Origin of the sequence: Flavobacterium arabinosi (assembly GCF_048158725.1) — a bacterium.
GTDB classification, from domain to species: Bacteria; Bacteroidota; Bacteroidia; order Flavobacteriales; family Flavobacteriaceae; genus Flavobacterium; species Flavobacterium arabinosi.
Map to the genome: position 1 here is coordinate 197,350 of NZ_JBLNKX010000005.1, position 13,591 is coordinate 210,940.

Consider the following 13,591-nt stretch of genomic DNA (forward strand, 5'->3'; position numbering starts at 1 on the left):
AAACTCATAGAACATTCATGTTTGATATTTCTGCATTAAAAGAAATGAAGCTATCTGAGCTTCAAGAAATAGCTAAATCAGCTAAAACCATAAAGTTTAATGGTGTAAAAAAAGATACTTTAATAAGTCAGATTTTAGAGCATCAAGTGGCTTCTAACGTTGATTCAGTATTAGATACAAAAGAGGATGGTAACGTTGACGACGATAAACCCAAAAGAGCGCGAATTGTCCCTGTTAAAAAAGTAGCTATTCAAAAAGCGGTAAAAAATACGCTGTTTGAAAAAGAAGAAACCGCAACAGAAATAAGTACTCCAGTTGAAGAAATTCTTCTGGTTGAACCAATGCCAAAAGAAGAGGAGATTATTCCAATTGCAGAAGAACAAGTAGATGCGGAGAAAAAAGTGGGTAAAATTATTAAATTTAATAAATCAGCCTACGAAAAGAAAATTGCCTTAAAAAAGGATAAGGAAGAAGTAAAAGAAGCGACCAAAGAGAATATCGAGGTTGCAGATGCACCAACTGAAGAGGAAACCGAAGTTCCTGCCACACCGGTAAAAAAGATAAATCCAAATCAGTTACATAAGCAGAATCCAAATCAGAATCCCAACCAGAACCCAAATCAAAACGGTAATGGAAACGGTAATCCAAACCCAAATTTTAAAAATAAGAAAAGTAATTTCGCTGCTTCTGATTTTGAATTTGATGGAATTATAGAAAGTGAAGGTGTTCTAGAAATGATGCCGGACGGATATGGTTTTTTGCGTTCTTCAGATTATAATTATTTGGCTTCGCCAGATGATATTTATTTATCAACTTCCCAAATTAGATTATTCGGTCTTAAAACCGGAGATACTGTAAAAGGGGTGGTTCGTCCACCAAAAGAAGGAGAGAAATTTTTCCCATTAGTACGCGTTTTAAAAATAAACGGACACGATCCTCAAGTAGTTCGTGATAGAGTTTCATTCGAACATTTAACGCCTGTTTTTCCTTCAGAAAAATTTAAATTGGCGGAGAAGCAAAGTACCATTTCAACACGAATTATCGATTTGTTTTCACCAATAGGAAAAGGACAACGTGGAATGATTGTGGCACAGCCTAAAACGGGTAAAACCATGTTACTTAAGGAAATTGCCAATGCAATTGCGGCGAATCATCCTGAAGTATATTTGATTGTTTTACTAATTGATGAACGTCCCGAAGAGGTTACAGATATGCAACGTAGTGTGCGTGGCGAAGTAATTGCTTCTACATTTGACAGAGAGCCGCAAGAGCATGTAAAAATTGCAAATATCGTTCTTGAAAAAGCAAAACGATTGGTAGAATGTGGTCACGATGTTGTGATTCTATTGGATTCCATTACGCGTTTGGCCAGAGCGTATAATACGGTTCAGCCTGCTTCTGGTAAAGTATTAAGTGGTGGTGTGGATGCGAATGCATTGCAAAAACCAAAACGTTTCTTTGGAGCTGCCCGTAATGTAGAAAATGGTGGTTCATTAAGTATAATAGCTACTGCTCTGACAGAAACTGGTTCAAAAATGGATGAAGTTATTTTTGAAGAATTTAAAGGAACTGGTAATATGGAATTGCAATTGGACAGAAAAATTGCAAACAAACGTATTTTTCCGGCTATCGATTTGACTTCTTCAAGTACAAGACGTGATGATATGTTATTGGATCAAAAAACATTGCAACGCATGTGGATTATGAGAAAATACCTTTCGGATATGAATCCAGTGGAAGCTATGGATTTCATTAATGATCGTTTCAAGAAAACTAAAAATAATGAGGAGTTTTTAATCTCAATGAATGATTAGGAAGATTAAAAGAGAATAGAATAAAGTACATAAAACGCATAAAAAAAATCCTCGATTCGAGGATTTTTTTTTGTGAATTTTGGAGTCTAAAATTTATATTCTATTCTACTTCTTTCTGTACTCTTTTTTCTTTCTGTTCTGAGTTTTCTTTTCTTTCTAACAAAGCCATGTAGAATCCGTCAAAACCAGACTCTGAAGCCAAGATTTTCTGGTCTTTTATAAAATCGAATTGTTTTCCAATGTCAGTAGTCAAGAAACGAGCGATTTGTTCTTGATTTTCTGATGGTAATATAGAACAAGTAGCGTATACCAGTTTTCCACCCGGTTTTACAATTTTAGAATAACTTTCTAAAACTTCCGATTGTACTTTACGGATGTTATCAATAAATTCCGGTTTTAATTTCCATTTAGCGTCCGGATTTCTTTTCAGAACTCCTAAACCACTACAAGGTGCGTCAATTAAAACACGGTCTGCTTTTTCGTGTAATTTTTTAATGATTTTTGTCGAGTCAATAATGCGGTATTCAATATTGAAAGCACCGTCTCTTTTTGCTCTGATTTTTAATTGCTTTAATTTGCTTTCATACAAATCCATAGCGATTAACTGTCCTTTGTTTTCCATCAAAGAAGCAATGTGCAATGTTTTTCCACCAGCGCCAGCACAAGTATCAACAACACGCATTCCTGGTTTTACATCAAGGAAAGCTGCCACTAATTGGGAGTTGGCATCCTGAACTTCAAAGAAACCTTGTTTGAAAGCGTCAGTCAAGAAAACATTAGCTCTTTCTTTTAGCACTAAAGCATCAGGTTGATTTTTCAACGTTTCTGTCTCAATGTTTAAATCCATCAAAATAGCACGTAGCGCTTCTCTGGTTGTCTTAAGTGTGTTTACTCTTAGAATTACTTTAGCAGGTTGGTTTTGAGCTGTAATTTCAGTTGCCCAAACTTTTTCGCCTAATTCTTTAACTCCTAATTCATCCATCCAGTCTGGAATAGATTCTTTTAAGGCTCTTACTTTTGAAAGTTCATCAAAACGACCTTTTATTTTTCTTTCTGGCGTTCCTTCCAGTTGACGCCAATCCGGAATAGGGTAGCCTCTTAAAACTGCCCATACAGAAAACATTCTCCAAAGATTGTCTCGGTCAAAAGGTTCTTTTACTTCGGCTATTTCTGCGTATAATCTTTTCCAACGTACGATTTCGTAGATGGTTTCGGCAACAAATTTTCTGTCAGAGCTTCCCCAACGTTTGTCTTTTTTTAAGGATCTTGCTACCACTTTATCAGCATATTCGCCTTCATTAAATATGGCGTTCAAAGCATCAATGGTAGTATAAACTAAATTTCTGTGTAATCTCATTTTAAATAATTGAGGTGCAAAGGTACTATTAATTGACCGAATGTTATATTTTAAATAATGAATGTTATTTTTTAATTTTTTGACATAAAAAAAACACTGTTTAGTTACAGTGTCTTTTATAAATTATTAGGGTTTTAAAATCCTTATTTAACTCTTGTTAAACCAATATTTTCAGGAGCATGAAGCACCATTGGGAATTTTTCTATTTTAACGGAGCTACTGTCCAGACCAAAAGCTCTTTCTTCGGATAAACTTAGTTTTTTAATAAAGAAATAGGAATTCATGATTATTTTTTCATGCCAAATTAAATCACTGTCATTAGAAAGGAACTTTTCAGATAATACAAATTTGAAATCACCTATAATATTATTTTTATTCAAAGATTCATATCTACTGGTAATATCTACTTCTCCTTTTTGTACCATGTCTTTAATTACTTCTTTAAACATCAAGTTTATTTTTGTAGGTTCTCTAAAACCAAGATTAAAGTCAACACGATACAAATCATCTTTAACAATTTCAGTTACTTTATATTCTGTTTTATAAGGTTCTGTTAGTATGTTTACGTGTACAAACCAATAAATATCAGCTCTTTTAGGTCTTTTTTGTAAAATAGAATACATTACTTTTTCTTCTATTTCATCAATTCTGCCTGCGTTAGTCATATAAACTAAATGCGTAGCATATTTTGGGATCGATAAATCGGCACTTAATTCAACGAGTACTTTTTTGTAATCTTCAATCTTAACAATTTTGGTATAGCTCTTGTTGATTTTCTTAGCTAAATACCAAATAGTCATTACAGATATTAAAAGTATTGCTATAAAAAGGGTTACATAACCACCTTCTGCAAATTTTGTAATATTGGCTGCTAAAAAGCTAAATTCAATAATTAGATAAATGGTAATTAACGGCATTATAAAATACAATTTTACTCTTTTCATTATCAAATAAAAATTAAGTAAAACAGTTGTCATTATCATGCATAAAATAATAGCTAATCCATAGGCATGCTCCATATTACTTGATTCTTCGAAGTGCAATACAATTCCCACACAGCCAAAAAACAGCAACCAGTTTATAGATGGAATATATAATTGTCCCTTTAATTCAGTAGGATATTTTATTTTTACCTTAGGCCAAAAGTTCAATCTCATGGCTTCATTTATTAATGTAAATGAGCCACTGATTAATGCTTGGGAAGCAATTACTGCTGCAAGTGTTGCAATAATAATTCCTATAGGTTGAAACCAATCTGGCATGATAAGATAGAATGGGTTTCCATTTTTTCCACCTAAACTTTGTAATGTTTCCCCTTCGTGATGTATTAAATAAGCTGCTTGTCCAAAATAATTAAGCACTAAAGCAGTTTTCACAAAGATCCAGCTAATTCTAATGTTTTTCCGACCACAATGCCCCATGTCTGAATATAATGCTTCAGCACCAGTTGTACAAAGAAATACAAAACCCAGAACAAAAAAACCTTCAGGATGAATGGATAACAAATGATAAGCATAGTATGGGTTTAGAGCCTTGAAAACCTCAGTATGTTGTGCGATTTGTATTGAGCCCAAAACGGCAAGCATTCCAAACCAAATGAGCATCATTGGAGCGAAAAATTTACCAACTAATTTGGTTCCAAATTGTTGAATTGCAAACAACACAAATAGAATTCCTATTACTATTGGGATAGTATTTATATGCGGATAGTAGGTTCTAATTCCTTCAACAGCAGAAGATACAGATATGGGTGGGGTTATTATTCCATCGGCGAGTAAGGCACTTCCGCCAATAATTGCGGGGACTATTAACCATTGAATTTTTGTTTTTTTGACTAAGGCATATAAAGCAAAAATTCCACCTTCACCATGATTGTCAGCACTCAAAGTAATTAGGACATATTTTATAGTGGTTTGTAGGGTAAGTGTCCAAAATACAGCTGAAATCCCTCCTAAAACGACATCTGCATTAATAATATGATCACCAAGTATGGCTTTCATTACATATAAAGGTGAAGTTCCAATATCACCGTAAATTATTCCTAATGAAACTAATAACCCGCCTAATGTTAATTTAGTATGCAAGTCTTTGTGCGATGCGCTCATGTAATATTTTTAAAAAACTCGTCAAATTTACTCTTTTTAAATATATTAGCGCTGTTTATTTAATAAAATGACAAAAAAAAGCACGGTTGTTATAACCGTGCTTTTTATTTAGTAGAGTGTGTTTTAAGACCTTCTGTTGTCGTTTCTTGATGAAGAATTTCCTCTTTGTTGTTCCGCTCTTTGTGGAGCAGCTTGTCCAGCTGAATTTCCTCTATGTTGTTCTGCTCTTTGTGGAGCTGCTTGTCCCGCTGAATTCCCTCTGTTTTGAGAGTAATCTCTTTGTTGTTCTGCTCTTTGTGGCGCAGCTTGTCCAGCTGAATTACCTCTGTTTTGAGAATAATCTCTTTGCTGTTGTGCTCTTTGTGGAGCAGCTTCTCCAGCTGAATTACCTCTGTTTTGAGAATAATCTCTTTGCTGTTGTGCTCTTTGTGGAGCAGCTTCCCCAGCTGAATTACCTCTGTTTTGAGAGTAATCTCTTTGTTGTTGTGCTCTTTGTGGAGCAGCTTCCCCAGCTGAATTTCCTCTGTTTTGAGAATAATCTCTTTGTTGTTGCGCTCTTTGTGGAGCAGCTTCCCCAGTTGAATTTCCTCTGTTTTGAGAATAATCTCTTTGTTGTTGCGCTCTTTGTGGAGCAGCTTCTCCAGCTGAATTTCCTCTGTTTTGAGAATAATCTCTTTGTTGTTGCGCTCTTTGTGGAGCAGCTTCTCCAGCTGAATTACCTCTGTTTTGAGAATAATCTCTTTGTTGTTGCGCTCTTTGTCCAGCTGAATTTCCTCTGTTTTGAGAGTAATCTCTTTGTTGCTGTGCTCTTTGTGGAGCAGCTTGTCCAGCTGAATTCCCTCTATTTTGAGAATAATCTCTTTGATTCCCTGTTCTTTGTGGAGATGTATTTCTAGAAGGATTGGTTCTGTTTTGAGAATAATCTCTTTGATTTCCTGTTCTTTGTGAATTGGTTCTGTTTTGATAACCATTTTCATTTCTAGAACCAACATTTCTCGATCCTCTTCTTTGGTCTAATTCATAACGATTTGTTACTTGAGAATTTCTTCTTGAAAAAGCATAATTCGGATGTTGTCTTTCATATCCATTGGAACGTCTTGTACTGTATAATCCAATGGCAATACTACTTCTTCTTGAAGTTACATAATTGTAATTGTTGTTTATATTCAAGCTAATATTGATGTTGTTTCTATATCTAAAAATAGGGAAAGGATTCCAAGCATAATAGTAAGAAGGATAATAACCCCAATTCCAAGTTGAATAATACGGACGGTAATTAGAAGCCCAAAAAGAAGCATAAATAAGTGGTGTATTGTAATACACAGGCTCGTAAATGTAATTTTGACCATACATGTACACATCTCCCACAACTTGAACATGGATGTTATTGTATCTGTCCTTCTCAACATCGATTGTAGCGACATCTTGATATACATCTTGATCAATAACAGATTGGATGATAATTACATGGGTTCTATTTTCTACGGATTCAATTACTCGTAAATAATCAACTTCGTTATCATTATTCAAATCTAAATTTGATATTTGAAGTTGTGGGTCATTTAGCCGTCTTTCAAAATCCTGAAGATCTCTTGAATCTCCAAAAATTGATGCAACAGCACGTAAATCTAAATTATCACTAATTTCGTTATTTAGCGCGTTTACTGTAGTTCTATCTTGCGCATGTATTTGTGTGGCGAAAACAGAAGTCAAAAGACTTAACAGAAGTATTTTAGTTTTCATAATTAATATTATTAAGTTTAATATTTTTTCATTATCCAATTACTGTGCCAATAAATTTAGAGGTCATTAGTATTAACATTTTTAATTGTAAATTAGCTTTGAAAAATTATAGAAAATGAGAAAAATTATTTTGATTGTATTGGTTTTTAATATTTTTATATCTTGTAAAACAAGTAGTTATGTTGGTGTTAATCCTAATGATAGGGGTTTTCAGTCTGTTCAAATTGATACGTTGTTTCAAGATAAAGTGAGTATTAGAGCCATTCTAATTGATGCAAATAAAATTTGGTATGCTGCGGATAATTCCAGATTTGGTTTTTATGATTTGGAAAAAAATAAAAAAATAGAAAGCCATATTGGGAACGATAGTTTGAAGTTCGAATTTAGAAGCATTGCACAAACATCTTCAGCAATTTTTATACTTAACGTTTCAAATCCAGCTTTATTATATAAAATTTCTAAAGACGACTCAGAAACAAAATTGGTCTATCAGGAAAACCACGAAAAAGTCTTTTATGATAGTATGCAATTTTGGAACGATAAAGAAGGAATAGCGATAGGGGATCCAATAACCAATTGTCTTTCAATAATAACAACAAGTGACGGTGGTAATTCATGGAATAAAATTCCGTGTGATAAATTACCAAAAATAATTAATGGTGAAGCAGCTTTTGCTGCAAGCAATACTAATATTGTTATCAAAGAAAATAAAACTTGGATTGTTACAGGCGGAAAAAAAGCCAGAGTTTTTTACTCATCAGATAAAGGAAAAACTTGGGAAGTACAAGAAACACCAATAGTTCAAGGAAAAACGATGACGGGGATTTTTACAGCTGATTTTTATGATTCCAAAAAAGGATTTATAACAGGAGGGAATTATGAATTACCGAATCAAAATTTCTCAAACAAAGCATTAACAATTAACGGAGGTAAAACGTGGGAACTACAAGCCGAAAATCAAGGTTTTGGTTATGCTTCCTGCGTGCAATATGTTCCAAATAGTAAGGGAAGAGAATTAGTTTCGGTGGGTGCATCCGGATTGTATTATTCATCGGATAGTGGCAATTCATGGAAGCAATTATCCACAGATTCCAGTCTTTTTACAATCCGATTTTTAGATAGGCACACCGCTATCGCAGCTGGTAAAAATAAAATGGTTCGCTTAAATTTTAAAAAATAAAACACCTTAACTAATGAATAAACATTAAGTAAGGTGTTTAGTTGAATTAACACAATCTAAATACTATTTTCTAGGACCTTTATCTCGGTATTGCTGCAATAATTTTCTGTTGAAATCCTCTTCAGATTTTCTCAGTTTTATGATTTTAATGGCTGGAATGACTGTTTTGAGATTTGCGGTAAATTTTTTTCGTAATAAAAATAATTCTTCTTCATTACTTTCCATTTGAGCAAGAAAAGCACCGGCTTCTTTTTCGGTCAATTTATCTAAGCCCCCATCATTCATTCTTTTCATCAAAGTTTTCATTTTTTGATGTCTCAATTCAAATTGTTTGTCATCAAAGGTGTTGTAGAGTGGCCAAAATTTTTCAGCTTCACTAGTCGTTAAATCTAATTCGGTGGTCAAGAACGCTACTTTCAAAGCTTTGATTTGTTCTTTTTTTTCTTTCATTTTTTCGCCTTGAGCGTAAAAATTAAAAGAGAAAAGTAGTAACAGTATCGGTAAAATTTTTTTAATGTTCATTGTTGTATTTTTAAGTTCAATTTCAGTATTAAAAGGTTTTGTTTTTATTCTATCATCAGATTTTCAGCATCAGAATTTACAGATAATAAATCTTCAACTGTCTTGTCTTCAAGTACTACGGAAGTCTTTATTTTGTTGATATCTTCAGAGTCTAGTTCACTTATCAAATCGTATTGATTCATGTTAGATTGATACGTTAGATAATTTTCTAAAGTAGTCGAATCTAATTCCTTCGTTTTTGTAGTGTAGGTATTAATAATAGGTATCATCAATGCAATTACTAAAATTGCTGCTACCATCATTATTACTATCTTTCTTTTTTGAAAAAGAGAAATTACTTTTGGTTCTTCTTTTGGCAATTGTTGTAAAACTTTTGTCGAAAAATTTTCAAAGTAATGATCTGGAGTTTTAAATCCGGATTCAATTTTTGGCTCGTTTTCTAATTTAAATTTTTTCATAATATTCATTAGACTTAATTAAATACAAAAGGTTTAATTTGCCATTACAAAGGCTTCTATTTTTTTTACTGCATGGTGATAAGATGCTTTCAAAGCACCGACTGATGTTCCTAATATTTCTGATATTTGTTCATATTTTAATTCTTCAAAATACTTCATTTTGAAAACTAATTGTTGTTTTTCGGGTAAAACGGCAATGGCTTTTTGTAATTTTATTTGAATTTCATTTCCGTCAAAATAAACATCGGCTTTTAGATTATCAATAGTTTTGTTTTGTAATGTCTCAGATGAAATTCCGTTAATTTTTGCTTTTTGATTCAAAAAGGTTAGTGCTTCATTAGTTGCAATGCGATACATCCAAGAAAAAAGTTTACTGTCTCCTTTAAAATTTTTTAAATGTTGAAATACCTTTATAAAAGTATTTTGCAGCACATCATCAGCATCATCATGACTCAATACAATATTGCGGATATGATTGTACAACGGTTTTTGATAATCTTGTAAGAGTTGTTGAAACGCTTGATTTTGCGTTTTAGGGTTCAATAGTTTTTGGATGAATTCCTTTTCCTCTTGCAAAGCTATTATTTATCAGTTAGAATGGAATTTATCAAATAGGTTTAATCTGTGATGAAAAAATACTTAAAATTCAGATTGTTCTTCTTCCTTTTTTGGAGCAGTTGTTTTTTTTATAACCGGTTCCGTTTTTATAACTGGTTCCGTTTTTATAGTTTGCTTAGGTTTTGCAACTGGTTTGGGTTTCGCAATGGGTTCTGTTTTTACAGCTTCAGTTGTTTTTATAACAGGTTCCGTTGTTATGACTTCATCAGCTTTTATGACTGCCGGTTTGTAGATTTTAATGGCTTCCACTTTTGATTTTATCGGGTAATAAATTTCAGTAACCCATTTTGATGGATTTTTTATTTCGGTTTTACCCATCAAAGAAATTTCAAGATGTGAAAATGCCGCATCAGATGTTAAACGATTGGCATTAAGATATTGCGTTGTTTTATTCAAAGCTTTATCTTTATGGGAATAATCACCGGTTAAGGTAGTTTTTACTGCTTCGAATGCTTCTAATTTTCCAGAATAAAGATCACTTCCTTCACTTGTGTAAATTTGATTTTTAATTGGCACACAAATAGAGATTTTGGTAAGCCCGTTTACTAAATCATAGGTATGATAGAGTATGAAAGGTTTTCCAGTAATTATAATGTTATTTTTTTCGCAGAAAGTAATAATTTTTGGAGTGACGATTCTGAAATTTTTAATGACATTTGAAATTTTACTGGTGAACGTTTGATGTAAATAAAAAGTCTCCGGTTTTTTTACCAAACCGTCTACTTTTACGGAATAGGTATTTATTTCATAATCTAAGGTTTTATCTAAGTTGGCTAAGCTCTTTTCATACATGCCGCCTATAATTTTCTCAACACCTCCATTAAAAGCAGAATATATTTTGAAAAGGAAACTCATTTTTCCTTTTGTTTTCCAAGTTACTTTAGTTCCCCCTACAGTGTCTTTGAAACTCCAGAAAACATCTGAAGAAGTTCCGTTAGAATTCATTTTTTGAGAAATACTGTCGTTTTCCTTCACGAAAATAGTTTTCATATCACCATTACCATCTTTGCCTTCCCAAGAATAAGAACCGCCTTTTCCAATTGTATTTTGAGGATAAGTTATTTTCATTTCAGGATCTTCTGTAGCCCAAGATCCAAAATCTTGCCAATTTTTATAGTCATTTACATAATTAAATACCGCCGGTTTTGGGGAATTAATGACTTTGCTTCTTTCTACAGTAAAATCTCCCTTTTGTGTTGCAATAAAAATTGATAATGCAACTAAACTAAGTAATAATAAAAGAAATATATATTTTAAAATCCTCATGATAATAGGCTGTTTTAACTTGTAAAGTTAGAAATTTTATTAATACTGTAAGGTAACTATTAAAAAATTATAAAATTTGTTGTTTGAATTCTCGACAGTAGGAATGATTTTTTTGAAACTCATTTTTTATTTATTTAACTCAGAACCTAAAAAAATATTGGCTGGAAATTGAAATTATTATTTTATTTATTTCAAAAGCATAACAATATAAGAAGTGATTTTTATTATTTATTTAAAGAATGTGTATATTTGTTGAATAATAATACGTCAAACATCTAAATAATATTAATAATGAAATTACTTAAAATTGCTGGATTTTTTACTACTCTCGTGGTTTCTGTTATTTGTAATGGACAAGTAACAAAAACTACGGCCGTAAAAACCACAGAGAAAGCTCCTTTCGATTATGTTGTAGAACAATTTGCGGACATTAAAGTACTGCGTTATCAAATTCCTGATTGGAAAAATCTAACACTAAAAGAACAGAAATTAGTTTATTATTTGACTCAGGCAGGAACTTCAGGTCGCGATATAATGTGGGATCAACATTATAAATACAATCTAAAAATTAGGAAAGCATTAGAAAATATTTACAAAAATTATAAAGGAGATAAAACATCTGGAGACTGGAAAAATTTTGAAATATACCTTAAAAGAGTTTGGTTCTCCAATGGAATTCACCATCATTATTCCAGCGATAAAATTAAGTCAGGATTTTCGATTGCCTATTTTAACGGTTTGTTGAAAGCGACTAAAACAACTTTATCACCTGCTATTACAGCTGTTATATTTAATGATGTTGATGCTAAAAGAGTTAATCTTGATGAATCAAAAGGTTTATTGGAAGGGTCAGCCATTAATTTCTATGACAAGGGAATTTCATTAAAAGAAGCAGAAGATTTTTACGCTAAAAAAACAAGTCCGGACCCTAAGAAACCGTATTCTTATGGTTTAAATTCTAAATTAGTTCGCAATTCAAAAGGACAATTAACTGAGAAAGTTTGGAAAAGTGGTGGCATGTATGGCGCTGCAATTGATAAAATTACTTATTGGTTAGAAAAAGCAAAGGCTGTTGCCGAAAATAAAAAGCAAGCAGATGCTTTAGGATTACTGATCAGTTATTACAAAACGGGTAGTTTAAAAACTTGGGATGATTATAACATCGCTTGGTTAGATGCAACCGATGGTAACATTGATTATATTAATGGTTTTATTGAAGTATACAATGATCCATTAGGGTACAGAGGTTCTTATGAAGGAATTGTTCAGATAAAAGATTTTGATATGTCGGCAAAAATGGAAGTAGTTTCCAAAAATGCACAATGGTTTGAAGATAATTCGCCATTAATGCCAGAACATAAAAAGAAAAATGTTGTTGGTGTTTCATATAAAACGGTTATTGTAGCAGGAGAATCTGGTGATGCATCGCCAAGTACGCCTATTGGAGTAAATCTTCCAAATGCAGATTGGATTCGTGCGGAACATGGTTCGAAATCAGTTTCTTTAGGAAATATTATCGATTCGTATGCTAAAGCAGCCGGTAAAGGAAAATTAGAAGAATTTGCTAATGACGAGCAAGAAATTGCTTTGGCAAAAAAATATGGTGAGATAGGGGATAAGATGCATACTGCTTTACACGAAGTGGTGGGTCATGCTTCAGGACAAATTAATCCGGGTGTGGGAACTCCTAAAGAATCATTGAAAAGTTATGCTTCGACACTTGAAGAAGGAAGGGCGGATCTAGTTGGTTTATACTATTTGTACAACCCAAAATTACAAGAATTAGGGTTAGTTGATGATTGGAAAAAACTTGGAATGGAGTCTTATGACAGTTACATCAGAAATGGGTTAATGACTCAGTTAGTGCGTTTAGAATTGGGTGCGAATATTGAAGAAGCACACATGAGAAACCGTCAGTGGGTAAGTTCATGGGTTTTTGAAAAAGGAAAAAAAGACAATGTTATTGAGAAAATCACGCGTAACGGTAAAACGTATTTCAATATTACGGATTATGAAAAGTTACACGATTTATTCGGACAATTGTTGAGAGAAGTACAACGAATCAAATCAGAAGGAGATTTCAATGCAGGAAAAGCATTAGTTGAAAATTATGGTGTGAAAGTAGATCAAAAACTGCACGTTGAAGTTTTAGAGCGAAATAAACAATTTGCTTCGGCTGCTTATAGTGGTTTTGTAAATCCGGTATTGGTTCCAAAATTAGACAAAACAGGTAAAATTATTTCGATAGAAGTACAACAGCCAAAAACATTTGCAGAACAAATGTTGAAATACTCTAAAAACTTTGGATTTTTACCTTTGGAAAATTAGAAGTATAAATTAAGTTTCAAAAAAAATGCTCACATTTAGTGGGCATTTTTTTATTCTGAAAAATAAAGAGGTTAGCGTTTAAAAAATATCTTTATCATAAACAAGATTCCAATAAAAATTAGGAAACCGATTAATATCTTGTAGTTTCCCTTATAAAACTCTTTATGTACTCCCAAATCTTTTCGGTAGGCATATATTGC

The 13,591-nt window shown here is 32.6% G+C and carries 10 protein-coding genes; 3 read left to right on the forward strand and 7 right to left on the reverse strand.

Features of this window, described 5'->3' with window-relative positions:
- Nucleotides 1-17: 17 nt before the first annotated feature.
- On the forward strand, nucleotides 18-1,814 hold the full coding sequence (gene rho / locus ACM55K_RS11990; protein ID WP_416850485.1) for a transcription termination factor Rho: 1,797 nt from the start codon (nucleotides 18-20) through the stop codon (nucleotides 1,812-1,814).
- Between the two features lie 100 nt (nucleotides 1,815-1,914).
- Here the strand turns inward: rho and ACM55K_RS11995 are convergent, their stop codons facing one another.
- The 3 genes from ACM55K_RS11995 to ACM55K_RS12005 form a co-directional block, all read right to left on the reverse strand.
- Nucleotides 1,915-3,171: an RsmB/NOP family class I SAM-dependent RNA methyltransferase gene (locus ACM55K_RS11995; protein ID WP_416850486.1), complete on the reverse strand. Its 1,257-nt coding sequence runs from the start codon at nucleotides 3,169-3,171 to the stop codon at nucleotides 1,915-1,917.
- Between the two features lie 143 nt (nucleotides 3,172-3,314).
- Nucleotides 3,315-5,276, reverse strand: a complete 1,962-nt coding sequence (locus tag ACM55K_RS12000) for a KUP/HAK/KT family potassium transporter (protein WP_416850487.1) — start codon at nucleotides 5,274-5,276, stop codon at nucleotides 3,315-3,317.
- A gap of 123 nt (nucleotides 5,277-5,399) precedes the next feature.
- On the reverse strand, nucleotides 5,400-7,019 hold the full coding sequence (locus ACM55K_RS12005) for a hypothetical protein (RefSeq protein ID WP_416850488.1): 1,620 nt from the start codon (nucleotides 7,017-7,019) through the stop codon (nucleotides 5,400-5,402).
- 115 nt (nucleotides 7,020-7,134) lie between these two features.
- Here ACM55K_RS12005 and ACM55K_RS12010 point away from each other — a divergent pair, with 115 nt between their 5' ends.
- Entirely contained in the window at nucleotides 7,135-8,199 is a 1,065-nt protein-coding gene (locus ACM55K_RS12010) for a WD40/YVTN/BNR-like repeat-containing protein (protein ID WP_416850489.1), read from the forward strand.
- Between the two features lie 63 nt (nucleotides 8,200-8,262).
- Here ACM55K_RS12010 and ACM55K_RS12015 read toward each other — a convergent pair whose 3' ends face one another.
- From ACM55K_RS12015 to ACM55K_RS12030, 4 genes are all read right to left on the reverse strand, one after another.
- A complete protein-coding gene (locus tag ACM55K_RS12015; RefSeq protein ID WP_416850490.1) occupies nucleotides 8,263-8,721 on the reverse strand; it encodes a sensor of ECF-type sigma factor in 459 nt (152 codons plus the stop codon).
- Nucleotides 8,722-8,765: 44 nt separating this feature from the next.
- Nucleotides 8,766-9,179 carry a hypothetical protein gene (locus ACM55K_RS12020; RefSeq protein ID WP_416850491.1) on the reverse strand — a complete coding sequence of 138 codons (414 nt, stop codon included), beginning with the start codon at nucleotides 9,177-9,179 and terminating at the stop codon, nucleotides 8,766-8,768.
- Nucleotides 9,180-9,212: 33 nt separating this feature from the next.
- Nucleotides 9,213-9,755 carry an RNA polymerase sigma factor gene (locus ACM55K_RS12025; protein ID WP_416850492.1) on the reverse strand — a complete coding sequence of 181 codons (543 nt, stop codon included), beginning with the start codon at nucleotides 9,753-9,755 and terminating at the stop codon, nucleotides 9,213-9,215.
- A 63-nt stretch (nucleotides 9,756-9,818) separates the two neighbouring features.
- Nucleotides 9,819-11,063, reverse strand: coding sequence for an SRPBCC family protein (locus ACM55K_RS12030; RefSeq protein WP_416850493.1), 1,245 nt, complete (start codon nucleotides 11,061-11,063; stop codon nucleotides 9,819-9,821).
- Nucleotides 11,064-11,354: 291 nt separating this feature from the next.
- On the opposite strand from ACM55K_RS12030, the gene ACM55K_RS12035 reads away from it, so the two are divergent.
- Nucleotides 11,355-13,391, forward strand: a complete 2,037-nt coding sequence (locus tag ACM55K_RS12035; RefSeq protein WP_416850495.1) for a dipeptidyl-peptidase 3 family protein — start codon at nucleotides 11,355-11,357, stop codon at nucleotides 13,389-13,391.
- Nucleotides 13,392-13,591: the final 200 nt, after the last annotated feature.